The organism is Dankookia sp. P2 (assembly GCF_050632255.1).
Taxonomy (GTDB): Bacteria; Pseudomonadota; Alphaproteobacteria; order Acetobacterales; family Acetobacteraceae; genus Paracraurococcus.
Genome location: NZ_CP192581.1, coordinates 5,273,480 through 5,294,790, shown reverse-complemented (window position 1 = coordinate 5,294,790; position 21,311 = coordinate 5,273,480). Strand labels below are relative to the sequence as shown.

The window sequence follows — 21,311 nt, the reverse complement described above, 5'->3', positions numbered from 1 at the left end:
TCGGCTACGCCGCCTGCCCGGCCACCCAGCCGCTGCTCCAGGCCCATTGGAAGTTGTAGCCGCCAAGCCAGCCGGTGACGTCCACCGCCTCCCCCACCACGAACAGGCCCGGCACCGCCCTGGCTTGGCAGTCGCGGGAGGACAGTGCGGCGGTATCCACCCCGCCGAGCGTCACCTCGGCCTTGGCATAGCCCTCCGTCCCCCCGGCAGCAGACGCCAAGCCTTGATCTGGGCTGCGGCGGCATCGATGGCGCGATCGGGCAGGTCGGCCATCCGCAGCCCCGGCAGGTGCAGCCCCGCCAGCGCCTGGGCGAGGCGCTGCGGCAGCACCTCGCCGAGGATGGTGCGGGGCTCCGCCCGCGGCCGGGTGCGGCGCGCCGCCCGCAGCAAGGTCGCTGGGTCCTGCCCGGGCAGCAGGTCGAGCAGCAGCGGCTCTCCCGCCTTCCAGTAGGAACTGGCCTGCAGGATGGCCGGGCCGGACAGGCCGCGATGGGTGAAGAGCATCGCTTCGCGGAACGCCACCCTGCCGCAGCGGGCGATGCTGTCGAGCGCGACGCCTGAGAGCGGGCGCATAAGCTCGAGCAGCGCGCCCTCGAAGGTCAGCGGCACCAGGCCGGGGCGCGGCGGCACCAGGGGTAGGCCGAAGCGGCGGGCGAGGTCATGCGCCAGGCCGGTCGCACCCATTTTCGGGATCGAAAGCCCGCCGGTCGCCAGGACCAGCGCCGGCGCCTCGAAGGTGCCGCGATCCGTCTCGACCCGGAAGCGCTCGGCCCGGGTGACGCCGGTGACGCGGTGCGACAGCCGGAGATCGACCTGCGCCGCCACGGCCTCCGCCAGCAGCATCGCCACAATCTGCCGGGCAGAGCCGTCGCAGAACAGCTGGCCCAGCGTCTTCTCGTGGAAGGCGATGCCATGCTTGCGGACCAGGGCGACGAAGTCATGCTGGGTGTACCGGGCCAGGGCCGACTTGGCGAAATGCGGATTGGTCGAGAGGAAACGGTCGGGCCGGCAATCGCTATTGGTGAAGTTGCAACGCCCGCCGCCGGAGATGAGGATCTTCTTCCCGGCCTCCTCGGCATGGTCGAGCAGCAGCACGCGGCGGCCGCGCTGGCCGGCGGCGATGGCGGCGAACAGCCCCGCCGCGCCTGCACCGAGGACGATCGCATCGAAAGGCGGCGGACTGGTCAGCGCAGGCACCCGGGAGAGATGGTTCGGCGACGTCGGGGATAGCGTCCCCGGTCCAACCTTCCTAGACCAAGCTCTCTTGCGCTGGCGATCCAGGCCCTGGGTACTCCCGCTCAGGACGATCGCAGGCCCAGGCGGCGGGCCGGATTTCAGGTTTGGCCCGTCGCTCTCCTGCAATGTCCGCGAAGCAGAGTTACGCCCCCAGGCAGGCCTGCCCTCCGGCGATCTGCTTCAGGGCGTCGCAGAACGCCGCTCCGTCGGCAAGGGCACTTCCGCTGCCGCCTCGCTAGCCGGCACCGGCCGCCCCGGCCCTGCCACAGGAAACCGCAGCAGGCAGAGCGTTCCGCCCACCTCGCCCCCGCGCAGCTCGACCCGTCCGCCGAGCTGGGAGGCAAGCGCCCGCACCAGCCGCATGCCGCTGCCGCCTTCCACCGCCGCCAGCCGGACCTGGCCAAGCCCCACGCCGGTGTCGGACACTGCAAGCCGGTAGGCCTCGCCCTCTCGTGCGAAGCAGACCCGGACGATGCCGCCCTTGCCGCGTGGGAAGGCATATTTTAGCGCGTTGGTAACGAGCTCGTTCACCACCAGCCCCAGGTCGCCGGCGATCGCCACCGGCAGCGGATGCGCCTCAGTGCCGACGGTCAGGGCGATACCGCTCTCGGGCAGCAAGGCGGCGCGCAGGTCGTCCACCAAGCCTTCAAGGAAGGCCCGGCTGTCCACGGCATCGCTGCCGGCGCGCGTGGCCAAACGACGGTGCACCCGGCCGAGGACCTGGATGCGCCCGGCCGCCTGCAGCAGCGCGCCGGAGGCGACCGGGTTGTTCCCCGCTTCCGCCTGAAGCAGGCCGACCAGACGCTGCATGTCATTGCGCACTCGGTGAGACATCTCCTCGAGCAGCAAGGCCCGTTCACGGGCCACCACCTCCGTCCCGCGCAGCCGCGAGGCCAACCGGACGAGATCAACGCGCGGCAGCGCGATGGCGGCGGCGATGCCCTTGGCCAAGGCGAACCAGAGCAGCGCCCGCAGCAGCGTGGCGATGCCGAGGGTGCCGGCCGCAGCGGCGGGCCAGAGCAGCCAGGCGAAGCCGGCGGCCGCTGCGGCGAGGGCCGCGCCGAGTCCCAGTCCGAGGGCCGCCAGCGCGACGGCGCCGAGCAGCATGGCCTGCAACTCGGCCGCGCCGAGGGCCGGGATCGCCGTCGCCACGGCACCGACGGCCAGGGCAAGCGCGATCCCCAACGCGACCCGCAGCACGACGGGCCAAGCCTGAACCGGAGCCGGCAGTTGGGCGGAATCGTCAGTCAGGTCGGCATCCTTCACCCGGGTAGCGCCGCAGCCGGCATGGCACACCAATGCGGGCGCCGCCGCGCGGAACGCGGTGACCAGGAACAAGATGCCAAGGGACCGAGAAAGTTGCGCCGCTGCGACCCGACGCTACAGCGGCTTGCGTTCAAAGATGAAGGCGCCGCTGCTGTAACCTTTTGTTTTACAAAAAACTCAGGCGTGCGAGGGATCACGCTCCTTCGCCATTCGCTTTAGAAGCGCGCAGCCCAGGACAGGAAGACGAAGAAGCCCACCAAGCCGGTGAAGACATGCATGACGAGCAGCGGTTCGGCGGCCTTGCGGGCGCGGCGGGCGATCAGGCGGGGCAGCAGGCCGCCCAGCACGGCGGCGCCGAGCAGGATGCCGGCGGCCATGCCGGACGGCGGCGTGTGCCCCTCGGGCGGGACGTGCAGCAGCAGGAAGAACAGCCAGGCACCTGCGGCGCCGCAGGCAAGGTGAAGGGTCACCAGCCAGGGCCGCCGCCGGCGGGCAAGGTATTGAAGGCCGACCAGCACGCCGAGGGCCACCGTCGCCAGCAGGAACAGGATGCCCAGCGTCTTCATGTGGCGGCACCTTCAGCCAGTGACGCGGGCGAGCCTACCGCCCGCCGATTGCCCCCACCATCCGCCGCAGCCCGACCACCTGCTGCCGCAGCCAGCCGCCGCTTGCCAGGGCTTCCGGCTCCTCCGGCGCCCCAGTCGGTGGGAAGACGCCGCGGCGGAAATCGCCGGTCCCGAAAGCCCAGTCCCAGACGGGCAGCAGCACGGCGTAGTTCCGCCCATGCGCCCCGGCCGAAAGCGGCGCGTGATGCAGCCGGTGGAAACGCGGCGAGACCAGCAGCCGCTCCCCCACCCGGCCATAGTCCAGCCGGACATTCGCATGGGACAGGCTCTCTCGCCAGCCGCAGCACCAGCACGATGACCGGGAACTGCCCGGGCGGCACGCCGATCAGCAGGGCGATGCCGCCGAACCAGAGCGCGGCGATGACATCGTCCAGCACATGGTTGCGGTCGTCGGTCCAGAAGGTCATCTGCCGCTGCGCATGGTGGATCGCATGCAACGCCCACCACCAGCGGAAGGCGTGCTGCGCCCGGTGCCGCCAGTACTCGCCGAAGTCGAGGATCACGACGTAGGCGGCGAAGGCCAGGACCGGATGCTCCCGCAGCAGCGGCACCAGCTCCTCGAGCGTTGGCGGCAACAGCCCGGCCTCGGTCAGCCACCCCTCCCAGGCCGCCTGGACGGAGGCCAGGAAAACGAAGGCGAGCAGCGGCAGCACCCCGAGCCGGTTGAGGAAGGTGTAGAGCATGTCGGTCCGCACCGCGCCGCGCCGCGAGACCGGTTCCACTGGCCGCCAGGCCTCGAGCGGCCGGCAGACCGCCCAGGCCACGGCGATGCCGAACAGGCCGAACAGTGCGAAGTCGAGCCAGGCATAGGCGTCCTCGGCCCAGTCCATCAGCTCCAGCGCGTAGAGCAGCGGCTGCAGCGCATGCTCGAAGATCCAGCCGGTGGCGTCGGTGTAGAGTGCGGCGATGGCGGTCATGCGCGGCCCTCGGCCGGCAGCGGGGCGAAGCAGAAGCCGCGCGCCTGCAGGCCGCCGATCACCTCGTCCAGCACCCCGGCGAAGGGGTCGCGCCGGCTGCGGATGCCCCAGTGCAGCACTGCCACCTCGCCGTCCCGGGTCCGCTCGATGGCGCGGCGGGCAAGCACGGCATTCGGGTGCTTCGTGCTGTCCAGCTCGTCGCCCCAGAAGCCGTTGGCGGTCCAGCCCTGGTGCCTGAGGCCGCAGGCGGTGGCCAGGGCGATGGCATTCGGCGTGGTGATGCCGCCCGGCGCGCGCCAGAGCGGCAGGACCTGCGCCGCCGGCGCCAGCTGCCGCAGCCGGTCCATCGGCCGGCGCAGCTCGGCGCAGAGCGCGGCGGCGTCCAGCACCTCCTCCCCCGCTTTCTGGCTGGAGACGTAGCGGACCCTGCCCGGCGCCGGATCGCCGCGGAAATACCAGTGCCGCCAGGTATGGCTGGCGAAGGCATGGCCCTCGGCTGCGCGGGCGCGCCAGAAGGGCGCCCAGCCATCATCCAGCGTCCGGTCGCCGCGATAGGTCGGCTCATCCGCCAGGAAGAGCGTCGCCCGCACCCCGCGCTGCCGCAGGATGCCAGCGATCTGCTCGGCCTCGCGCGACCAGCCGGTGTCGATGGTCAGGTAGACGGTGCCGCGGCAGGCCGGCTGGGCCCTGGCCTGTGCGGCGACCGGCGGCGTGCCGGCCAGGGCGCCCAGCAGCGTGCGGCGCCTCATCGGCCGAGCATGCGGCGCCAGACCGCCGGCTGCTGCGCCGGGGCCTCGGCCCCGGTCGCGGCAGGCGTGGGCGTGACCTCGGCCGGCGGCGCGGTCTCGGACACGGCGAGCGGCGGCAGCGGCGTCGCCCGCGGCTGCACGAAGACCCCGTGCGGCGACCTGCCGACCGGCACGGTCTCCCACTCGCCGGTCGCCGGGTCGACGATCGCCAGCCGCCCGGTCCAGCGCAGGGTCACCCAGAGCCGGCCGCGCGGGTCGAAGGCGATGCAGTCCGGGCCGCCCGGCAGGTCCCAATGCGCCCGCGGCTCCAGCGTCTCCCCGTCCAGCACGGTGATGCGGCTGTCGACCCGGCTGTTGACGTAGAGCAGCTTGCGGTCCGGCGAGGGGAAGACGGTATGCGCGCCGCGCCCGGCGAAGATGGTGCGTTCCACCTTGCCGTCCGCCGGGTTCACCACGGCGACATGATCCGAGCCCATGATGCCGACCAGCAGCTTGCCGTTGTGCCAGGTGACGCCGGCCGGCTGCGGCCCGACCTCGGCGGTCCAGAGCGGCTTGTAGGTCGCCAGGTCGATCGCCATGAGCTTCCGGACGCCCTGCAGCGTGACGAAGGCGATCCGGCTGTCGGGCGTATAGGCCAGGTGGCTCGGCTTGTCCGGCACCTTCAGCCGCGCCAGCAGGGTGCGGGTCGCGGCCTCGTAGATGTCGACCTGGTCGCGACGCAGGCTGGTGACCACCAGCAGCCGGCCGTCCGGGCTGAGCTCCATGTGGTAGGGGTTGCTGAACTTCTCTCGCCGGGTGACCTCGGCGGTGGCGGGGTCGATGAAGATCAGCTCGTTGCCACCGGCATCGCCGACCATCAGCTCGCCCCGCTCGGGCGTGAGGATGAGGTGGTGCGCCTCCCGCAGCACGGGAATGCGGCGCACTTCCTCCTTCGTCGTGCTCTCGAGCACGCTGATGGAGGCATCGGCGCTGTTCAGCACGTAGACGAGGTCCGCGCGAGCCGGGGCCGAAGCGAGTCCGGCCAGCCCGAGGAAAAGCGCGAGATGGGCGCGCCGCATGGTGGTGGAATCCCGAAACAGGGGCGGGAAAATTCCCCGCCCGGTGCGGAAAGGCAAGCGATGTTCCGCTTAACGCTTTGTGGTTGATCAGCCCTGCTCGGGTTCGAACCGCATCGCCACCCCGTTCATGCAGAAGCGCTGGCCGGTCGGCGGCGGCCCGTCCGGGAAGACATGGCCCAGGTGCCCGCCACACTGGGCGCAGTGCACCTCGGTCCGGGTCATGAAGAAGCTGCGGTCGGTGGTGGTGCCGACCCCGTCCTCCTTCGGCGCCCAGAAGCTCGGCCAGCCGGTGCCGCTCTCGAATTTCGTGCCAGCATCGAACAGCGGGTGCCCGCAGCCGGCGCATATGAAGGTGCCCGGCCGCTTCTCGGCATTCAGTGGGCTGGTGCCCGGCCGTTCGGTGCCGTGCTGGCGGAGCACGCGATAGGCCTCGGGCGGCAGCTCGCGCCGCCACTCGGTATCGGGCTTGTCGACCGCGTAGTGTTCGGCCGGGGCTTCCTTGCGGAACAGGGACATGCGGCGATCCTCGATCAGGCGGCGGGGCGCTTCAGCCGGTCGGCATAGAGCTTGCGGAATTTGGCGACTTTGGGGGCGATCACCACCTGGCAGTAGCCGCTCCAGGGCGTGCGGCTGAAATAGTCCTGGTGCTCCGGCTCGCCCGGCCAGTAGCGGTCGAAGGGCACTAGTTCGGTCAAGAGCGGCGCGCCCCAGATGCCGGCCTCGCGGATCTCGGACATCACCGCCTCGGCGGTGGATTTCTGCTCCGGCGAGTGGAACAGGATGACGGAGCGGTATTGCGGGCCGACATCGTTGCCTTGGCGGTCCTTGGTTGTCGGGTCGTGGATGGTGAAGAAGACCCGGAGCAGATCGGCATAGGAAATCTCCTTCGGGTCGAAGGTCACCTGCACCACCTCGGCATGGCCAGTCCGCTTGCCGCAGACCTGCTCGTAGGTCGGGTTGGCGACATGGCCGCCGGCATAGCCGGAATGCACCCGCGCCACGCCGCGCAGGTCGCGGAACACCGCGTCCAGGCACCAGAAGCAGCCGCCGCCCAAGGTGGCGACCTCCATCCCGGGCGCCGCGGCCTGGCTTTCCGTCCCGCTCATGTGTCTCTCCTTCGCTTTGCCCCAACATAGGGTGCCGCCGGCCCGCATGCAGCCGCCCGGGGGTGCAGCCGACATCGCAAAATGCGACATACCTTGGTACACAGCTTGCGGTAGAAGGTGCCGTGCGGTCGCCTACGACCGCAGGAGCCGCCCGCATGTCCGCCGCCATCAGCGTCGCCGTATTCGCCCGCAACGAAGCCGCCGGCCTGCAGCCTTGCCTGCAGGCACTCGCCCTGGCGCTCGACGGGCTGGAGGCCAGCATCACCGTGGTCCTGAACGACACCACGGATGACAGCGCCGCCGTGGTCGGCCGCTTCGCCGAGATCGAGCCCCTGTCCGGTGCGGCTGTTCGACATCCGCTTCGGCGACAAGTCGAATGCCTGGAACCAGTATGTCCACGCCCTGGCACCGGCGGCATCGATGCATGTCTTCGTCGATGGCTATGCCATGGTTACGCCCGGCGCCATCCGCGCCCTGGCCGGGGCGCTCGCGGACAACCCGCAGGCCCATGCGGCGGCGGCGCTGCCCTCTTCCGGCCGCAGCGCACCGGCCCAGCGTGCCGCCATGCGACGGTCGCCCTCCCTGCACGGTTCGCTGCACGCGCTGCGCGGCGGCTTCCTCGACCGCATCCGCGCCGCCGGCATCCGCCTGCCGGTCGGGCTCTATCGGGGTGACGGACTGGTCGGCAGCCTGGTGGTTCACGACCTGGATGCCCTGGCAGATCCCTGGGATACCAGCCGGATCGCCCTGGCCGAGGCCGCGACCTGGAAGGTCGCGCCGCTCTCTCTCCTACGGCCGCGCGACCTGCGCCGGCTCTGGAACCGGCGCGTCCAGCAGGCCCGCGGCAGCTTCGAGGACGCAGCGTTAAAGAGCTGGATTTATTCCGCGAATTTCACCGGACTGCCTTCCTTCGCCGATTGCATGCTGGCAGAGTGGCTGAAGGCAGATCCGGCGGCCCTGCGGGGCCGCACGCCATTCCCCCGATTGGCCCATGCACGTCTCGCAATCCCGCGCGCTCCTTCCGCGGACTTGCTGGAACCAACCGTGCTGCCGATCGGGCCCGAGCAGGCCCCGTCCGGGGCCTGGCGGCGGCGTGCAGAGGGGGCCTCGCCCCCTCTGCCCACCGGGAACCCCGCCTGATGCGGGTCCGGGTCCTCGACAGCCTGCGCGGCCTCGCTGCCTTCATGGTGGTGCTCTACCACGGCTGGCAGACCCTGCCGGCAGGGCCGCTGGCGGACGGCATCCGCCAGATGCTGCTCTTCACCCCGTTCAAGGCGGCGGTCGGCGCCCGGCCGGCGGTGATCCTGTTCTTCGTCCTTTCGGGCTATGTGCTCGCCCTGGCGCTCGCCCGCCGGCCGGGTCCGGGAATGGGCCCGGGCATGGAGATGGGCTGGGGCGGCTTCGTCCTGCGGCGGATCTGCCGGATCTGGCTGCCCTTCGCCGCCTCAATCCTGCTGTCGGCTGGGCTGTGGTGGGCGATGCGCCCTACCGCGCTGGACGGCGTGCATCCCTGGTTCAATGCCGACCCCTGGTCGGCCACACCGGACGCCGCGGCGCTCTGGCGCCACTCGGCCATGCTGGGCGACACCCATTCGGCGCATCTGAACGTGGTGATGTGGAGCCTCGACCTACGAGCTCCGCATCTCGTTGCTCTTCCCGCTGCTGCTGCTCGCGGTGCAGCGGCTGCCCTTGCGGGTCCTGGTGCCGGGCATGCTGGCCTTGCAGCTGGCGACCGATGCGACGATGCGCTGGCTCGGGCTGCCGCTGGCCCCCTTCTTCGGTGATGGCTGGGCCGGCGCCATCCTGACCACCCTGCATTTCGTCAACTGCTTCCTGGTCGGCGCCCTGCTGGCGCTCCGCGGGGAGGCGGTGCAGGCCCGGCTCGCGCGGCTGCCCGGCTGGGCCCTGGGGGCTCTGGGTCGCCGCGATCCTGCTGCTAGGCCCCTCGATCGACTATACCTGCACCCTGGGCGCGGCCCTGCTGATGGCCCTGGCCATCGGCTCCCCCCGTGCGCAGCGCGTGCTGGAGGTGCCGCCGCTGCTCTGGCTTGGCCGGGTCTCCTACAGCCTCTACCTGATCCATGTGCCGGTGCTGATGGTCGTGGTGCATGGCCTGCATGGCCTGCTGCCGCTGGAGGCGTTGCTGCTCCTCGCGCTACCCCTGTCCCTCTTCGCGGCCGAGGCGATGAACCGTTGGGTGGAGCAGCCCGCCATCGCGCTGGCCCGCCGGCTGCCGGGGACGGCGACTCGCGCGGCTCGGCCCGCACTCGGATGAGGCGCCCGGCCCACCGGCTTGCCGCCGCCCCACGGCCAGCCTACCCCAGCGCCATGGCCATGCCGCTCCGCCGTGCCTCGCTGCTGCTCTCGCTGCTCCCGCTCGCAGCCTGCGCGCCGGACCCGATCCGCTTCATCCCGCCGACCGACCGCACCCTGCTGGAGGCGCAGGCACGGCTGGGCGAGGGTGGCGCGGCGCGGCAGCCCGGCCGGATCACGGTGGCGGAACTGCTCGCCAAGGCCCGCGCCGAATCCCCAACGGCACCGGGGCCCGCCGCTCGAACCGGCCTCGTGCTGCGCTACGCCGCCACCCAGGTGCAACCGGACGACACCCAGCGCCGCGACGTCGAATCCTTCGCCGCGGCGGTGCGGGGCGCGCCGCTGGTCACGGTGGCCAGTCGGCCGGCCGGCTATGAAGGTGGCGAGATCCTCACTTATCGGTGAACGTCGGGCGCTGGCGGTCGCACGTCTGATCCGGCCGGAGGTGCCGAACGTGGAACTGCGCTTCGAGGCCGCGGTCCCGCAGGGGAAGTGCTGGTCCTAGTCGGCGGCCTGCCGCCGGGGACTGACGCCCGCCCGTAAGTTGATATCCCCTTTCACGCGAGATTCTGCGCTAAAGGGGGTCAAGCGCCAGCCGGAGCGCCTTCCCTTACTGGGAGGCGGTAGCCGGCCGGGGCGGAGCCATCGATGTCCGAGATTGCTGCCAACGCCCCCGCGATCGCACCCCCGGCTCCTCCGCCTATCGCGGAGGTGATCCATGCCGTGCTCGCTGCCGCCTGGCGCCGCCGCTACGTCATCCTGCTGCCCATCCTGGTTCTGCCGCCGGTCGGCTTCTTCCTCGGCAGCATGGCCCCGCGCAGCTACGAGACGCGGATGAGCGTGCTCATCCAGGATCCGGCCAAGTTCAATCCCTTCCTGGAAGACCTCTCGGTCAAGACCAACCTGAAGGAACGGATGGAGGGCCTGCGCGCCCTACTGATGAGCCGCCATGTCCTCGGCCAGGTGGCCGAGGACCTGCGGATGGTGCCGCCCGGGGCAACCGAGGCGCAGCAATCGGCGGCGGTGGCCAAGATTGGCGGCCGGCCTTTCCGTGACCCTGCTGGGGCAGGAGATGGTCGAGATGCGCTACCGCGCCCGCAGCCCGGAGGGCATGGACCGAACGCTCGGGCAGATCGGCACCCGCTTCATCGAGCGCGTGCGCGGGCCGGAAGACAGCAGCATGCGCGACAGCTTCCGCTTCCTTGAGGGCCAATGGGCCGAAAGTCAGGCCCAGTTACAGCAAAGCGAGCAGGCCCTGGCCGAGTTCAAGGCGCGGCATGCTGCCCAGCTCCCGGGATTGCGGACCGCAAACCTGCAGCGGATGGCGGCGCTGCGGGAACAGCTGGCCGACCGAGAGGTCAAACTGGCCGGGGCCGAGGGCGAAGTCGGCGCCATGAAGGAGCGGCTGGTGCAGACCAATCCGGTGCTCGGCCGGATGGAGCAGGACATCGTCGCCATCCTCGGCGAGTTGGCCCTGCTGCGCGCCCGCTACACCGATGAGCATTCCGCGGTGCAGGCCGCCGAGGGCCGGCTGAAGCGGCTCGAGAACGAGCGTCAGGCGCTGCTGAAGGCAGCCGAGCAGGCGCCGGCAGTCGACATGGACCGGCTGTGGAACCTGGCCGCCACGCTGCAGCCGAAGACCGAGGGAGCGCAGCCGCTGCTGATCTCGCAAATCGGCGCCATGGCCGCGGCGCGTGACCGGCTCGAGCAGCTTGCGCGGCGAGACGGCGAACATCCGCGCCAGCATCGCCGAGCTCGCCACACGCATTGCCGGCAGTGGCGAGGTGGAGCGCGAGCTGAAGGGCCTCGAGCGCGAGGCGACGGTGAAGGCCGAGCTGACCCAGCAGCTCCGCACACGGTTCGAGCGGGCCCGCGTTACCAGCGAGCTGGCGACGCAGCAGGCGCCTGAGCGCATCAAGATCATCGACCGCCCCTATCGCCCCTCGGCGCCGATGAAGCCGATGACGGTGATCTTTGCCGGCGCGGGCGCAGCTGCCGGGATCGGCCTAGGCATTGCCCTCGCCTTCCTGCTGGAACTGGTGGACGGCACCTTCCGCCGGGTCCGCGACGTGGAGAAGACCACCGGCGTGAAGGTGCTGGCGCGAATTCCCTCGGTCCGGCGCCCAGCGTGAGCACGACCACGGCCCTGCCGCTCGCGGCCGCGCCCGCGGCGACCGGCGCAGTCATCCATGTGGTGCAGCACCTCGCCCCGGGCGGGCTCGAGGTCATGGCGCTGGAACTGGCCCGGGCCCAGTCGGCCCGCCATCCGACCCTGGTGCTGAGCCTCGAGGGCACCGAGGCGGCGGCTATCGCCGGCTGGCCGCGGCTGGAGGAGCATCGTGGCCGGCTGGTCTTCGCGGCGAAGCGGCCTGGGCTCGATCCCGCCCTGCCCTTTCGCCTCGCCGCGCTGTTCCGCCGGCTGCGGCCGGCCGCCGTGCATACCCACCATGTCGGGCCGCTGCTCTATGCCGGGCCGGCCGCTCGGCTCGCAGGAATCAAGGCGCGGCTGCATACCGAGCACGACGCCTGGCACCTGGCCGACCCAAAGCGGGCCCGGCTGGTCCGCGCCCTGCTGGCGCTGGCGGCGCCGGTGCTGATCGCCGATGCGCCGCATGTCGCCGAGGCGGTGGAGGCAGCGATCGGCGCCCGGCCCCGGGTCGTGCTGAATGGCGTCGACACCGACCGCTTCCGGCCGGCCGATGCGCCGGCGAAGGCGTCGGCCCGCGCCGCGCTGGACCTGCCCGGCGACCGCGCGGTGATCGGCATCGCCGCGCGCCTGGAACGGGTGAAGGGCGTCGACCTGGCGATCGCCGCGATGGCGCGGCTGCCTGGCGACGCGGTCCTGGCCATCGCCGGCGCGGGCAGCGAGGCGGCGGCGCTGAAGGGCCAGTCGGTCGGCCTCGGCCTCGGCGACCGCATCCGCTTCCTCGGCCTGCTCGGCGACATGCCAGGCTTCTACGCGGCGCTCGACCTCTATTGCCTGCCCTCCCGCAACGAGGGACTGCCGCTCGCCCTGCTCGAGGCCCAGGCCTGCGGCCTGCCGGTGGTGGCGAGCGCGGTCGGCGGCGTGCCGGCGGCGGTCGACCCGGCCAGCGGCGCGCTGGTCCCGGCCGAGGATCCGGCGGCGCTGGCTGCGGCGCTCGGCACCGGGCTCGCCAGGCGGGATGGCGACCCGCGCCGCTTCGTACTGCAGCACGGCAGCTTGGCGGTCGCCGCGCGTGACTACCTCACACTGGCGGGCCTGAGCTGACCCTGATGCAGACCTTGCTCGCGGCGCTGACGCTCGCCGCCCTGGCGCTGGCCGCCTGGCACCACCTGGCCTGGCCGCTGCTGCTCTCCCGCATCGCGCGCCGCCCCGCCACCGTGCCGGCGCCGCTGCCGCAGGCGGCGCTGCCGCCGATCACCTTGGTCATGCCGGCCTATAACGAGGCCGCCTTCATCGCCCGCAAGCTGCGCAACCTGGCCGCACTCGATTACCCTCGCGACCGACTGCTGGTGATCCTGGCCTGTGACGGCTGCACCGACGGCACCGCGACGATCGCGGAGGCGACCCTGCGCGAGCCGGGTTGCGCCGGGCTGCGGGCGGAGGTGCGGGACCTGCGGCCGAACCGCGGCAAGCTCGGGGTGCTGAACGAGGCGATCGGCGCCCTGCCGCCGGGGATCGTCGCGCTGTCCGACATCTCCGCCATGCTACCGCCCGATGCACTGCGGCGGGCCGCGGCGCATTTCACCGACCCGCGGCTCGGCGCGGTCGGCGGAACCTATGTGCTGGAACGCGCGGGCTCGGCCGGGGAGGCCAAGTACTGGCAATACCAGGTGGCGGTGAAACGGGGCGAAGCAGCGCTCGGCGCGCCGCTCGGCCTGCACGGCGCCTTCTGGGCCTTCCGGCGGGAGGCCTGGTCGCCGCTGCCGCCGGACACCATCAACGACGACTTCCTCTGGCCAGCCCATATGGTCGAGCAGGGCTGGCGCATCGCCTATGACGAGACCATCCGGACGCGGGAGGCGGAGGTCGCCGATCCCGGGCTGGATGCGCGGCGGCGGCGGCGGATCGCGGCCGGCAATGCCCAGCAGCTCTGGCGCGCGCGCGGCCTGCTGCATCCGCGGCATGGCGGCATCGCGCTGGCCTTTGCGTCCGGCAAGGCCCTGCGTGTTGCTATGCCGTTCCTGCTGCTGCTGGCGGTGCTTGGCACCCTCGCGCTGGCACCCATCTCAAAATTCTTCCTTTTTCTCGCAATCTGCGAGGCAATCGGCCTCGGCCTAGCCCTGCTCGGCGCGCTGCTCGGGCCCCGCGCACCAAAGCCTTTGGCAATCCTCTATTATTTGGTCACTGGCCACCTGGCCAGTGCGATCGGCGTGGCACGCTACCTGCTCTTCCGTCCCCGAACGCCCTGGCGCCGGGCGGAGCATGCCGCGACGGCCTAGGGCGGAAACGCCCCTGCCAGCGGCGCTTCCGCCCGCCAGCCGCAGGGCTAGGACCGGAGCCGCCGCGATGACCGAAACCCTTCACCTGCCGCTGCATGTCGCCGCCGCCAAGCGGGTGTTCGACATCCTCGTTGCGCTCCTGGGGCTGCTGCTGACGTTGCCGCTCTGGCCGCTGATCGCCCTGGCGATCCGCCTCGACAGCCCCGGCCCGGTGCTCTACCGGCAGATGCGAATTGGCCGCATGCTGCCGGACCGCACCGAGGTCTTCATGATGATGAAGTTCCGCAGCATGCGGACGGATGCCGAGAAGGCGGGCGCGGTGTGGGCGCAGCGGCGCGATCCGCGGATCACCAGGGTCGGCCTTTTCCTCCGCAAGACCCGGCTGGACGAGCTGCCCCAGCTGGTCAACGTGCTGCGCGGCGACATGGCGATCATCGGCCCGCGGCCGGAGCGGCCGGGCTTCTACCAGAAACTCGAACGCTCGATCCCCTTCTTCGCCGACCGCACCGCCGGCATCCGCCCGGGCATCACTGGCTTGGCGCAGGTGAACCAGGGCTACGACACCTGCCTGGAGGATGTCCGCAACAAGGCCGCCTTCGACCATGCCTATGCCCTGGCGCTGCGCGACCTGCGCGCTTGGTTCCTGATGGATACATCGCTGGCGCTGCGGACCTTCACGGTCATGGTGACCGGCCGCGGGCAATAGCCTGGCGGTCGGGCCGCCGCCCGCCCACCGCGCATCCCGCAATCTCAATTACCGTCACCGTGCCGGGGCTGGGCCGGCGCGCCTTCCTAGCGGGCACGCCACCTCTCGGCTCACCGGTGCCGCCATCCCAGTTGCCGCCCCCAGGACGATCAGGCCGCCTCAGCCCGGACGGCCGGGCGACCAGGACAGACCTCGTTGAGCGACGAACCGTGGAACATCGCTGATAGACTTATTTTCCTTGCAATCTCGGTCTAAATGTAGGTAAATTATCCTCTTCAGGGCCGGGCGCGGCTGGCCCGTTGTTGAGGAGCGAGGCCATGCTGCCGCTGATTCCCTGATTTCCGTCGCCGGCAGCCTGGTACCAGAGCTGGTCGGCCTGCTTTGGCGGCCGCCGCGCCGGTGAGGTGGCCGCGAAGGTCGCCGGGGTGGTGCAGTCCGTCGCCGGCACCGGCAGCATCGAGGAGGCCGCCGAGGCGATCCGCGCGGACCCGGCCAAGGCCAGCGCGCTGACGCTCCGCCTGGAGACGATCCGCCAGGAATTCCTCGCCCTGCAGCAGCAGGACCGGCAGGCCGAGCGGCAGGCGCTGGTCGAAACGCTGCGGGCCGAGTTGGACGACCGCCGGCGGGCCAGCGAGGCGATGCTGGGCGCCCTCGGCCCCGCCGGTTGGGCTGCACGGACCGTGGCGCTGGGACCGGCCGCGGTTTCGGTGCTCGTCCTGTTCGGCTTCTTCGCCTTCACCGCCTGGCTGGTGCGCGACCCGCCGCAGGCGACCGACGGCACCGCGCTGACGGTGCTGAATGTCGTGGTCGGCTCCCTGGTCGCCGGCTTCACCGCGGTGGTGGATTTCTGGCTCGGCTCCAGCCAGGGGTCGCGCGACAAGGACCGCACCCTGATGGCGCTTCAGCAGGGCCAGGCGGCGGAGGGGGCGCGGCGGGGGCAGGCCGCGGCGCCCCTGCCCGATCCCACGCCACCGGTCGCTCTCCCCATGCCGAACCCGGTTCCGGGACAGCCCAGCCGCTTCGACCTCTGCGTGCAGGTGGTGCTGGCGAAGGAGGGTGGCTTCACCGACGACCCGGCCGATCCGGGCGGCGCCACGCAGATGGGCATCACCGCCCGGACGCTCGCGGCCTGGCGCGGCCGGCCGGTCACCGCCGAGGATGTCCGAAATCTGTCGCCCGAGGAAGCGAAGGAGATCTACCGGGCGCAGTACTGGAACCTGATGCGCTGCGAGGACCTGCCGCGCGGCGTCGACCTGGCGGTCTTCGACTTCGGCGTGAATGCCGGGCCGGGCACCGCGGTGAAGGCGTTGCAGCGCGCGATCGGCACTGTGCCGGACGGCGCAGTCGGGCCTTCACCCTGCGGGCGGCACAGACGGCGGATGCCCGGGCCCTGATCAGGACAATCTGCCAGGCGCGGCTGGAGATTCTACCGCGACCTCCCCGGCTTCGCCCGCTTCGGACAGGGCTGGGCCAGCCGCGTGGAGGATGTGCGGCGGCAGGCGCTGCTCATGGTGGCGGCGTGAGCCGCGGCTCAGCCGGCCGCCGGGTCCAGCCGGCGGCCGCCCTCGGCCGCGAAGACATGCAGCGCCTCGGCCGGCAGGGCAACGGGCAGCGCTCCGTCGCGCGGGCCGGCGCCGGCGTGCTTGACCACCAGCGCTTCCCCGTTCGGCAATCGGCCATGCAGCACGGTCTCCGACCCCAGCGGCTCGGCCAATTCCAGCGCCAGGGGAAGGCCCTGGGGGTCGAGGCCGACGTGTTCCGGCCGGATGCCGATTGTCAGCTTCAGCCCGTCCGGGCCGGGACGCGGGCCATCGGCGAAGCGGATCGCCGGCCCGGCATCCAGCGTCACGGTCCGGCCGCCCTCGGCCAATTGCCCGGACAGGAAGTTCATCGAGGGGCTGCCGATGAAGCCGGCCACATAGGTGTCGGCGGGGCGCTCGAAGATCTCCATCGGCGTCGCCACCTGCGCCGCATGGCCCTGGTGCATCACCACCAGCCGGTCGCCGAGGGTCATCGCCTCCACCTGGTCATGGGTGACGAAGAGCGAGGTGACGCCGAGCCGCTTCTGCAGCCGGCGGATCTCGGCCCGCATCTGGACGCGGAGCTTGGCGTCCAGATTGGAGAGCGGCTCGTCGAAGAGAAAGAGCTTCGGCTCGCGGATAATGGCGCGGCCCATGGCGACGCGCTGGCGCTGGCCGCCCGAGAGCTGGCGCGGCCGGCGGTCGAGCAAGGGGCCGATGCCGATGAGCTCGGCCGTCGCGGCGACGCGGCGGGCGATCTCGTCCCGCGGCAGGCCGCGGATCTTGAGGCCGTAGCCCATGTTCTGCGCGACCGTCATGTGCGGGTAGAGCGCGTAGTTCTGGAAGACCATGGCGATGTCGCGGTCGGCGGGCTCGAGGCCAGTGACCTCCCGCCCCTCGATCCGCACATGGCCGCTGGTCGCGGTCTCGAGCCCCGCGACGATCCGCAGCAGGGTCGACTTGCCGCAGCCGGAGGCGCCGACGATGACGATCATCTCGCCATCCGCCACATGCAGGTCGACGCCGTGCAGCACCTGCGTCGCGCCGAAGGATTTGCGGACGTCCATGAGGTCGAGCGTGGCCATTATTTCTCGGTATCCGTGAGGCCTTTGACGAACCAGCGCTGCATCAGCATCACCACCAGGACCGGCGGCAGCATCGCCAGCACGCAGGTCGCCATGACGATGTTCCACTCGGTATTGGACTCGGAGCCGATCATCTTGACCATGCCGATCACCACCGTCTCGACATCGGCCGAGGTGGCGACCAGCAGCGGCCAGAGGTACTGGTTCCAGCCGTAGACGAAGAGGATGACGAAGAGCGCCGCCATGTTGGTGCGCGACAGCGGCAGCACCACGTCCCAGAAGAACCGGAGGGGGCCGGCGCCGTCCATCTTGGCGGCTTCGACGAACTCGTCCGGGATGGTCAGGAAGAACTGGCGGAACAGCAGCGTCGCGGTGGCCGAGGCGATGACCGGGATGATCAGCCCGGCATAGGTGTTCACCAGGCCGAGGTCGGAGACCACCTTGAAGGTCGGGAAGATGCGAACCTCGACCGGGAGCATGAGGGTGATGAAGATCGCCCAGAAAAACAGCCGGCGGCCGGGAAAGCGGAAGAAGACCACCGCATAGGCCGAGAGGATCGAGATGGCGATCTTGCCGACCGCGATCGACAGCGCCATGACCATGCTGTTCCACAGCATCCAGCCGACGCCGACCCCGGTGCCGCCCTGGATCCAGGCGGCGCGGTAGTTCTCCAGCGCATGGCTGCCCGGCAGCAGCGGCACCTCGCCGCGCCCGATCGTGGCGGCGTCATGGGTCGAGCCCATCAGGACGATCCAGAGCGGCAGGGCAAACAGTATGACGCCGATCCCGAGGATCGCATGCGTCACCCAGGCACCGCCACGGCGCTCCATGGCCGGCGCCTCAGTAGTGGACACGGCGTTCGACATAGCGGAACTGGATGGCGGTCAGCAGGATGACGACGAGCATCAGCACGACGGACTGGGCTGAGGAGGAGCCGAGGTCGAGATTCACGCGGCCGTCGACATAGGCGCGGTAGATCAGCGTCTCCGTCGCCTTGGCCGGGCCGCCCTTGGTCAGCGCGTCGATGACACCGAAGGTGTCGAAGAAGGCGTAGACCAGGTTGACCACCAGCAGGAAGAAGGTGGTGGGCGAGAGCAGCGGGAAGATGATGGTCCAGAACCGCCGCGCCGCGCGTGCCCCGTCGATGGCGGCGGCTTCCAGCACCGCCTTCGGGATGGATTGCAGCCCGGCCAGGAAGAAGATGAAGTTGTAGGAGACCTGCTTCCAGGCGGAGGCGAGGATCACCACGAGCATCGCCTGGTTGCCGTTCAGCTTGTAGTCGAAGGGCAGGCCGGCGTCAGTTCAGCGCCCGGCCGATCAGCCCGATGCTGGGGTGGAACAGGAAGATCCACAGCACCGCGGCGATGGCCGGGGCGATGGCATAGGGCCAGATCAGCAGGGTGCGGTAGGCGCCGGCGCCCCTGATCTGCCGGTCCGCCAGCACCGCCAGCAGCAGCGCCACGGCTAGTGCGAGCACCGTGACACCGGCCGAGAAGACTGCGGTGTTGCGGATGGTGTAGAGGTAGAGCGGGTCGGCGAAGAGGTCGGTGAAGTTCTCGAACCCGACGAAAGTCGTGCGGATGCCGAAGGCATCCTGCCGCAGGAAGGCGAACCAGACCGCCTGCCCCGCCGGCCAGAAGAAGAAGACGAGCGTGATCGCCATCTGCGGCAGCAGCAGCAGATAGGGCAGCAGCTTCTGGTTAAAGACGACCTTCCGTTCCAAATCGCGCGCCTAAGCTGGAGGTGTCCAGAGGCCTTTCGGCCTTTGGCGGATGGGGTCCGGGGAAGGCAGAGCCTTCCCCGGGATCTCAGGCCTTGTTCGCCCGCTCGAAGTTCCGCAGCACGACATTGCCGCGCCGGTTCGCATTCTCCAGCGCCTGGGTGGCGTTCTGCTGGCCCTGCAGCGCCTTCTCCAGCTCCTCTTGGATGATGTTCCTGATCTCGACCATCCCGCCCAGCCGGAAGCCGGCGCTGTTCGGCGTCGGCTCGGCGCGGGAGAGCTGCAGGATGGCGGCGTCCGCCCCGGGGTTCTGCGCGTAGTAGCCCTCAGCTTTGGCCTTCTCGTAGGCCGCCAGGGTGATCGGCACGTAGCCGGTCGTCTTGTGCCACCAGAGGTCCTGGTCGACCTCGGAGATCGAGCGGAAGAACTCCGCCACTGCCTTGTACTCCGCCGGCGTCCGGGTCTTCGAGGTGAGCGTCCAGAGGCTGGCGCCGCCCAGCACGCCGTTCTTCGGCTGGGCGATCACGTCGTCATGGTAGGGCAGCGGGACGGAGGCCCATTTGAACTTGGCCTCCTTGCCGACGCGGGCTCGCAGCGAGGAGGACATGAAGCTGATGGCGGCCTCGCCCGAGACGAACAGCCCGTCCGCGGCATTGTCGCGGCCGCCGTAGCGGAACATGCCGTCCTTCTGCAGCGCCAGCAGGTACTCGACCTGCTTGACGAAGAGCGGGCTGGTCAGCCGCAGCTCGGCGCCGAGCCCCTCAAAACCGTTCGACAGGGTGGCGAAACGCACGTCGTGCATCGCCGCCATCTGCTCGAACATCACCCAGGTGGGCCAGGAGGTGGTGACGGCGACCGGCGCGGCGTTGGCCGCCTTGATCTTCTCCGCCGCGGCGCGGATCTGCTTCCAGGTCTTCGGCAGGTCGGTGGTCGAGAGCCCGGCCTTCTCGAAGGCGTCGAGGTTGATCCACATGATGGCGGAGGAGGAGTTGTGCGGCATCGAGATCAGCCGCCCCTGGGTGTCACTGTAGTAGCCGCGGACACCGGCCAGGTAACGCTTCGGGTCGAGCACGACGCCCGACTGGGCCAACAGCTCGTGCACCGGGCGGATCGCCGGGCCGGCCGACATCATGGTAGCGGTGCCGACCTCGAAGACCTGGACGATATGCGGCGGGTTGCCGGCCCGCCAGGCGGCGATCGCCCCGGTCATTGCATCGGTGTAGCTGCCCTTGAAGCTCGGCACGACCGTGACGCCGCCCTGGCTGTCGTTGAAGCGCTTGACCTGTTCGGCGACGGTCTCGCCGAGGACACCGGGCATAGCGTGCCAGAATTGGATCTCGGTCCGGGCCTGGGCGCGGCCGACCGAAGGCGTGGAGAGGCCGAGGGCAGCGGCCCCGGCCAGCAGGGAACGGCGATGCATGGCGTGATCTCCCCGATCATCGATTGATGCGGCGGCTGGTACCCGCCGGGCGTTGCGCTTCTGTGACAACCTGGCGTCAGATTGGTGAAGCGGCAGCCCCGCGGCAAGCGGCCGCGCCGAAATATCACCCCACCAGCTTCGCGTAGAGCTCCGGGTCGGTGGCCCCCTCGGTGCCGAAGAGCAGGATGCGGCTGCCCTCCTCCAGCCCCAGGGCATTGCGGCCGAAGGGGTCGCGGGCGGCCAGCAGCAGGGCGGCAAGGCCCGCGACGGCGCTTTCGCCGGCCACCACCTTCGGGGTGCGCTTGGCCAGCAGCTTCATGCAGTCTACCGCGCTGTCGTCCGGCACCGCCATCCAGGCGAAGCTGGCACGTTCCAATTCCTGCCAAGCCAGCAGGCTCGGCTCGCCGCAGGCCAGGCCGGCCATGATGGTGTCGAGCTCGCCCTCGATCGCGGTCGGCTGGCCGGCCTCGGCACTGGCCAGCAGGCAGGCGGCCTTCTCCGGTTCCACCACCAGCAGCTTCGGCGCGCTGGCGCCGTAGCGGGCGCGCATCTGAACCGAGACGGCGGCGGCAACGCCGCCCACCCCGCCCTGGATGAAGACATGGGTCGGCGGCTCCGGCAGCGACTCGGCCGCCTCGTCGGCCATCAGCCGGTAGCCCTGCATCACGTCGCGCGGCACCTCGGTATAGCCGGGATAGGAGGTATCGGAGACGACGAACCAGTTCTCGGCGCTGGCGGTCCGCTGCGCGACGCGCACGGCATCGTCATAGGTGCCGGGGACCACGCGGATCTCGGCGCCGTATCTTGCGATGGCATCGCGGCGACCCTGGCTGACGGTCTCGTGCACGAAGATGACGCAGCGGGCGCCGAAGCGCTGGGCGCCCCAGGCGACGCTGCGGCCATGGTTGCCGTCGGTGGCGCAGGTCACGGTGATGGCCTGGGTCGCCTCCCTTGTACTTGCCCTCGGCCAGTTCCTCGGCGCTCGCCGCATTGGCCGCGCCGCGGCGCGACAGCTCGGCCTGCAGCAGCTTCATCACCGCATAGGCCCCGCCCAGCGCCTTGAAGCTGCCGAGGCCGAAGCGCCCGCCCTCGTCCTTCCAATGGACCGTCGCCACCCGGGCGGCGGTCGCCACATCCGGCAGCGCCAGCAGCGGCGTCGGCGCA

General features: G+C 70.8%; 25 protein-coding genes and 1 pseudogene. 10 read left to right on the top strand and 16 right to left on the bottom strand.

Annotated features, from left to right (window positions below):
* Positions 1–4: 4 nt before the first annotated feature.
* The 9 genes and pseudogenes from ACQ86J_RS31460 to msrA form a co-directional block, all read right to left on the bottom strand.
* A pseudogene (locus ACQ86J_RS31460) lies at positions 5–229 on the bottom strand (NAD(P)/FAD-dependent oxidoreductase); the annotation flags it as partial.
* Entirely contained in the window at positions 172–1,197 is a 1,026-nt protein-coding gene (locus ACQ86J_RS31455; RefSeq protein WP_431268592.1) for an NAD(P)/FAD-dependent oxidoreductase, read from the bottom strand. The gene ACQ86J_RS31455 and the pseudogene ACQ86J_RS31460, both read right to left, overlap by 58 nt.
* A 219-nt stretch (positions 1,198–1,416) precedes the next feature.
* The gene (locus ACQ86J_RS31450) at positions 1,417–2,436 is read right to left on the bottom strand and encodes a sensor histidine kinase (protein ID WP_431268591.1); all 1,020 of its coding nucleotides are present in this window, start codon (positions 2,434–2,436) and stop codon (positions 1,417–1,419) included.
* A 281-nt stretch (positions 2,437–2,717) separates the two neighbouring features.
* Complete coding sequence (locus ACQ86J_RS31445; RefSeq protein WP_431268590.1) at positions 2,718–3,068, bottom strand: hypothetical protein; 351 nt, start codon at positions 3,066–3,068, stop codon at positions 2,718–2,720.
* Positions 3,065–4,045, bottom strand: coding sequence for a sterol desaturase family protein (locus ACQ86J_RS31440; protein WP_431268589.1), 981 nt, complete (start codon positions 4,043–4,045; stop codon positions 3,065–3,067). Before ACQ86J_RS31440 ends, ACQ86J_RS31445 begins: the two co-directional genes overlap by 4 nt.
* Positions 4,042–4,794 carry a polysaccharide deacetylase family protein gene (locus ACQ86J_RS31435; protein ID WP_431268588.1) on the bottom strand — a complete coding sequence of 251 codons (753 nt, stop codon included), beginning with the start codon at positions 4,792–4,794 and terminating at the stop codon, positions 4,042–4,044. The genes ACQ86J_RS31440 and ACQ86J_RS31435 overlap by 4 nt, the downstream gene beginning before the upstream one ends.
* Positions 4,791–5,852, bottom strand: a complete 1,062-nt coding sequence (locus ACQ86J_RS31430) for a YncE family protein (protein ID WP_431268587.1) — start codon at positions 5,850–5,852, stop codon at positions 4,791–4,793. The genes ACQ86J_RS31435 and ACQ86J_RS31430 overlap by 4 nt, the downstream gene beginning before the upstream one ends.
* 87 nt (positions 5,853–5,939) lie before the next feature.
* On the bottom strand, positions 5,940–6,368 hold the full coding sequence (msrB, locus tag ACQ86J_RS31425; RefSeq protein ID WP_431268586.1) for a peptide-methionine (R)-S-oxide reductase MsrB: 429 nt from the start codon (positions 6,366–6,368) through the stop codon (positions 5,940–5,942).
* 14 nt (positions 6,369–6,382) lie between these two features.
* Entirely contained in the window at positions 6,383–6,958 is a 576-nt protein-coding gene (msrA, locus tag ACQ86J_RS31420) for a peptide-methionine (S)-S-oxide reductase MsrA (RefSeq protein ID WP_431268585.1), read from the bottom strand.
* A gap of 288 nt (positions 6,959–7,246) precedes the next feature.
* On the opposite strand from msrA, the gene ACQ86J_RS31415 reads away from it, so the two are divergent.
* The 5 genes from ACQ86J_RS31415 (at position 7,247) to ACQ86J_RS31395 (ending at position 10,477) form a co-directional block, all read left to right on the top strand.
* Positions 7,247–8,098: a hypothetical protein gene (locus tag ACQ86J_RS31415; protein ID WP_431268584.1), complete on the top strand. Its 852-nt coding sequence runs from the start codon at positions 7,247–7,249 to the stop codon at positions 8,096–8,098.
* Positions 8,098–8,742: an acyltransferase family protein gene (locus tag ACQ86J_RS31410; RefSeq protein ID WP_431268583.1), complete on the top strand. Its 645-nt coding sequence runs from the start codon at positions 8,098–8,100 to the stop codon at positions 8,740–8,742. Before ACQ86J_RS31415 ends, ACQ86J_RS31410 begins: the two co-directional genes overlap by 1 nt.
* Before the next feature lie 200 nt (positions 8,743–8,942).
* Positions 8,943–9,233, top strand: a complete 291-nt coding sequence (locus ACQ86J_RS31405) for a hypothetical protein (protein WP_431268582.1) — start codon at positions 8,943–8,945, stop codon at positions 9,231–9,233.
* 53 nt (positions 9,234–9,286) lie between these two features.
* Positions 9,287–9,676 (top strand): hypothetical protein, encoded by a 390-nt coding sequence (locus tag ACQ86J_RS31400; RefSeq protein WP_431268581.1) that lies wholly within the window; start codon positions 9,287–9,289, stop codon positions 9,674–9,676.
* Between the two features lie 306 nt (positions 9,677–9,982).
* Entirely contained in the window at positions 9,983–10,477 is a 495-nt protein-coding gene (locus tag ACQ86J_RS31395) for a hypothetical protein (protein WP_431268580.1), read from the top strand.
* Positions 10,478–10,505: 28 nt separating this feature from the next.
* Here the strand turns inward: ACQ86J_RS31395 and ACQ86J_RS31390 are convergent, their stop codons facing one another.
* Positions 10,506–11,018, bottom strand: a complete 513-nt coding sequence (locus ACQ86J_RS31390) for a hypothetical protein (protein ID WP_431268579.1) — start codon at positions 11,016–11,018, stop codon at positions 10,506–10,508.
* Between ACQ86J_RS31390 and ACQ86J_RS31385 the strand changes: the two genes are divergently transcribed.
* From ACQ86J_RS31385 to ACQ86J_RS31365, 5 genes are all read left to right on the top strand, one after another.
* Positions 10,984–11,403 carry a hypothetical protein gene (locus tag ACQ86J_RS31385; RefSeq protein WP_431268578.1) on the top strand — a complete coding sequence of 140 codons (420 nt, stop codon included), beginning with the start codon at positions 10,984–10,986 and terminating at the stop codon, positions 11,401–11,403. The two genes, ACQ86J_RS31390 and ACQ86J_RS31385, sit on opposite strands and share 35 nt — an antisense overlap.
* Complete coding sequence (locus ACQ86J_RS31380) at positions 11,400–12,521, top strand: glycosyltransferase (protein WP_431268577.1); 1,122 nt, start codon at positions 11,400–11,402, stop codon at positions 12,519–12,521. Before ACQ86J_RS31385 ends, ACQ86J_RS31380 begins: the two co-directional genes overlap by 4 nt.
* Before the next feature lie 5 nt (positions 12,522–12,526).
* Entirely contained in the window at positions 12,527–13,696 is a 1,170-nt protein-coding gene (locus ACQ86J_RS31375; RefSeq protein ID WP_431268576.1) for a glycosyltransferase family 2 protein, read from the top strand.
* 67 nt (positions 13,697–13,763) lie between these two features.
* A complete protein-coding gene (locus ACQ86J_RS31370) occupies positions 13,764–14,402 on the top strand; it encodes a sugar transferase (protein ID WP_431268575.1) in 639 nt (212 codons plus the stop codon).
* A 404-nt stretch (positions 14,403–14,806) separates the two neighbouring features.
* Positions 14,807–15,796 (top strand): glycoside hydrolase family 108 protein, encoded by a 990-nt coding sequence (locus ACQ86J_RS31365; RefSeq protein WP_431268574.1) that lies wholly within the window; start codon positions 14,807–14,809, stop codon positions 15,794–15,796.
* Positions 15,797–15,933: 137 nt separating this feature from the next.
* On the opposite strand, the gene ugpC is transcribed toward ACQ86J_RS31365, so the two are convergent.
* From ugpC to ACQ86J_RS31335, 6 genes are all read right to left on the bottom strand, one after another.
* A complete protein-coding gene (ugpC, locus tag ACQ86J_RS31360) occupies positions 15,934–17,007 on the bottom strand; it encodes a sn-glycerol-3-phosphate ABC transporter ATP-binding protein UgpC (RefSeq protein WP_431268573.1) in 1,074 nt (357 codons plus the stop codon).
* Complete coding sequence (gene ugpE, locus ACQ86J_RS31355) at positions 17,007–17,837, bottom strand: sn-glycerol-3-phosphate ABC transporter permease UgpE (RefSeq protein WP_431268572.1); 831 nt, start codon at positions 17,835–17,837, stop codon at positions 17,007–17,009. The genes ugpC and ugpE overlap by 1 nt, the downstream gene beginning before the upstream one ends.
* A 10-nt stretch (positions 17,838–17,847) precedes the next feature.
* A complete protein-coding gene (locus tag ACQ86J_RS31350; RefSeq protein ID WP_431268571.1) occupies positions 17,848–18,261 on the bottom strand; it encodes an ABC transporter permease subunit in 414 nt (137 codons plus the stop codon).
* Between the two features lie 43 nt (positions 18,262–18,304).
* On the bottom strand, positions 18,305–18,730 hold the full coding sequence (locus ACQ86J_RS31345; RefSeq protein WP_431268570.1) for a hypothetical protein: 426 nt from the start codon (positions 18,728–18,730) through the stop codon (positions 18,305–18,307).
* A gap of 85 nt (positions 18,731–18,815) precedes the next feature.
* On the bottom strand, positions 18,816–20,147 hold the full coding sequence (gene ugpB / locus ACQ86J_RS31340) for a sn-glycerol-3-phosphate ABC transporter substrate-binding protein UgpB (RefSeq protein ID WP_431268569.1): 1,332 nt from the start codon (positions 20,145–20,147) through the stop codon (positions 18,816–18,818).
* A 124-nt stretch (positions 20,148–20,271) separates the two neighbouring features.
* Positions 20,272–21,075: a diaminopropionate ammonia-lyase gene (locus ACQ86J_RS31335; RefSeq protein ID WP_431268568.1), complete on the bottom strand. Its 804-nt coding sequence runs from the start codon at positions 21,073–21,075 to the stop codon at positions 20,272–20,274.
* Positions 21,076–21,311 lie beyond the last annotated feature (236 nt).

Bases quoted from the DNA above. Each gene is read 5' to 3' on its own strand.
- ACQ86J_RS31415 (WP_431268584.1), top strand. From the start codon at position 7,247: ATGACAGCGCCGCCGTGGTCGGCCGCTTCGCCGAGATCGAGCCCCTGT.
- ACQ86J_RS31370 (WP_431268575.1), top strand. From the start codon at position 13,764: ATGACCGAAACCCTTCACCTGCCGCTGCATGTCGCCGCCGCCAAGCGG.
- ACQ86J_RS31430 (WP_431268587.1), bottom strand. From the start codon at position 5,852: ATGCGGCGCGCCCATCTCGCGCTTTTCCTCGGGCTGGCCGGACTCGCT.
- ACQ86J_RS31445 (WP_431268590.1), bottom strand. From the start codon at position 3,068: ATGAAGACGCTGGGCATCCTGTTCCTGCTGGCGACGGTGGCCCTCGGC.
- ACQ86J_RS31405 (WP_431268582.1), top strand. From the start codon at position 8,943: ATGGCCCTGGCCATCGGCTCCCCCCGTGCGCAGCGCGTGCTGGAGGTG.
- ACQ86J_RS31410 (WP_431268583.1), top strand. From the start codon at position 8,098: ATGCGGGTCCGGGTCCTCGACAGCCTGCGCGGCCTCGCTGCCTTCATG.
- msrA (WP_431268585.1), bottom strand. From the start codon at position 6,958: ATGAGCGGGACGGAAAGCCAGGCCGCGGCGCCCGGGATGGAGGTCGCC.
- ACQ86J_RS31440 (WP_431268589.1), bottom strand. From the start codon at position 4,045: ATGACCGCCATCGCCGCACTCTACACCGACGCCACCGGCTGGATCTTC.
- ugpC (WP_431268573.1), bottom strand. From the start codon at position 17,007: ATGGCCACGCTCGACCTCATGGACGTCCGCAAATCCTTCGGCGCGACG.
- ugpE (WP_431268572.1), bottom strand. From the start codon at position 17,837: ATGGAGCGCCGTGGCGGTGCCTGGGTGACGCATGCGATCCTCGGGATC.
- ACQ86J_RS31390 (WP_431268579.1), bottom strand. From the start codon at position 11,018: ATGCTGGCGCGGATGTTCGCCGTCTCGCCGCGCAAGCTGCTCGAGCCG.
- ACQ86J_RS31400 (WP_431268581.1), top strand. From the start codon at position 9,287: ATGGCCATGCCGCTCCGCCGTGCCTCGCTGCTGCTCTCGCTGCTCCCG.
- ACQ86J_RS31435 (WP_431268588.1), bottom strand. From the start codon at position 4,794: ATGAGGCGCCGCACGCTGCTGGGCGCCCTGGCCGGCACGCCGCCGGTC.
- ACQ86J_RS31350 (WP_431268571.1), bottom strand. From the start codon at position 18,261: ATGCTCGTGGTGATCCTCGCCTCCGCCTGGAAGCAGGTCTCCTACAAC.
- ugpB (WP_431268569.1), bottom strand. From the start codon at position 20,147: ATGCATCGCCGTTCCCTGCTGGCCGGGGCCGCTGCCCTCGGCCTCTCC.
- msrB (WP_431268586.1), bottom strand. From the start codon at position 6,368: ATGTCCCTGTTCCGCAAGGAAGCCCCGGCCGAACACTACGCGGTCGAC.
- ACQ86J_RS31375 (WP_431268576.1), top strand. From the start codon at position 12,527: ATGCAGACCTTGCTCGCGGCGCTGACGCTCGCCGCCCTGGCGCTGGCC.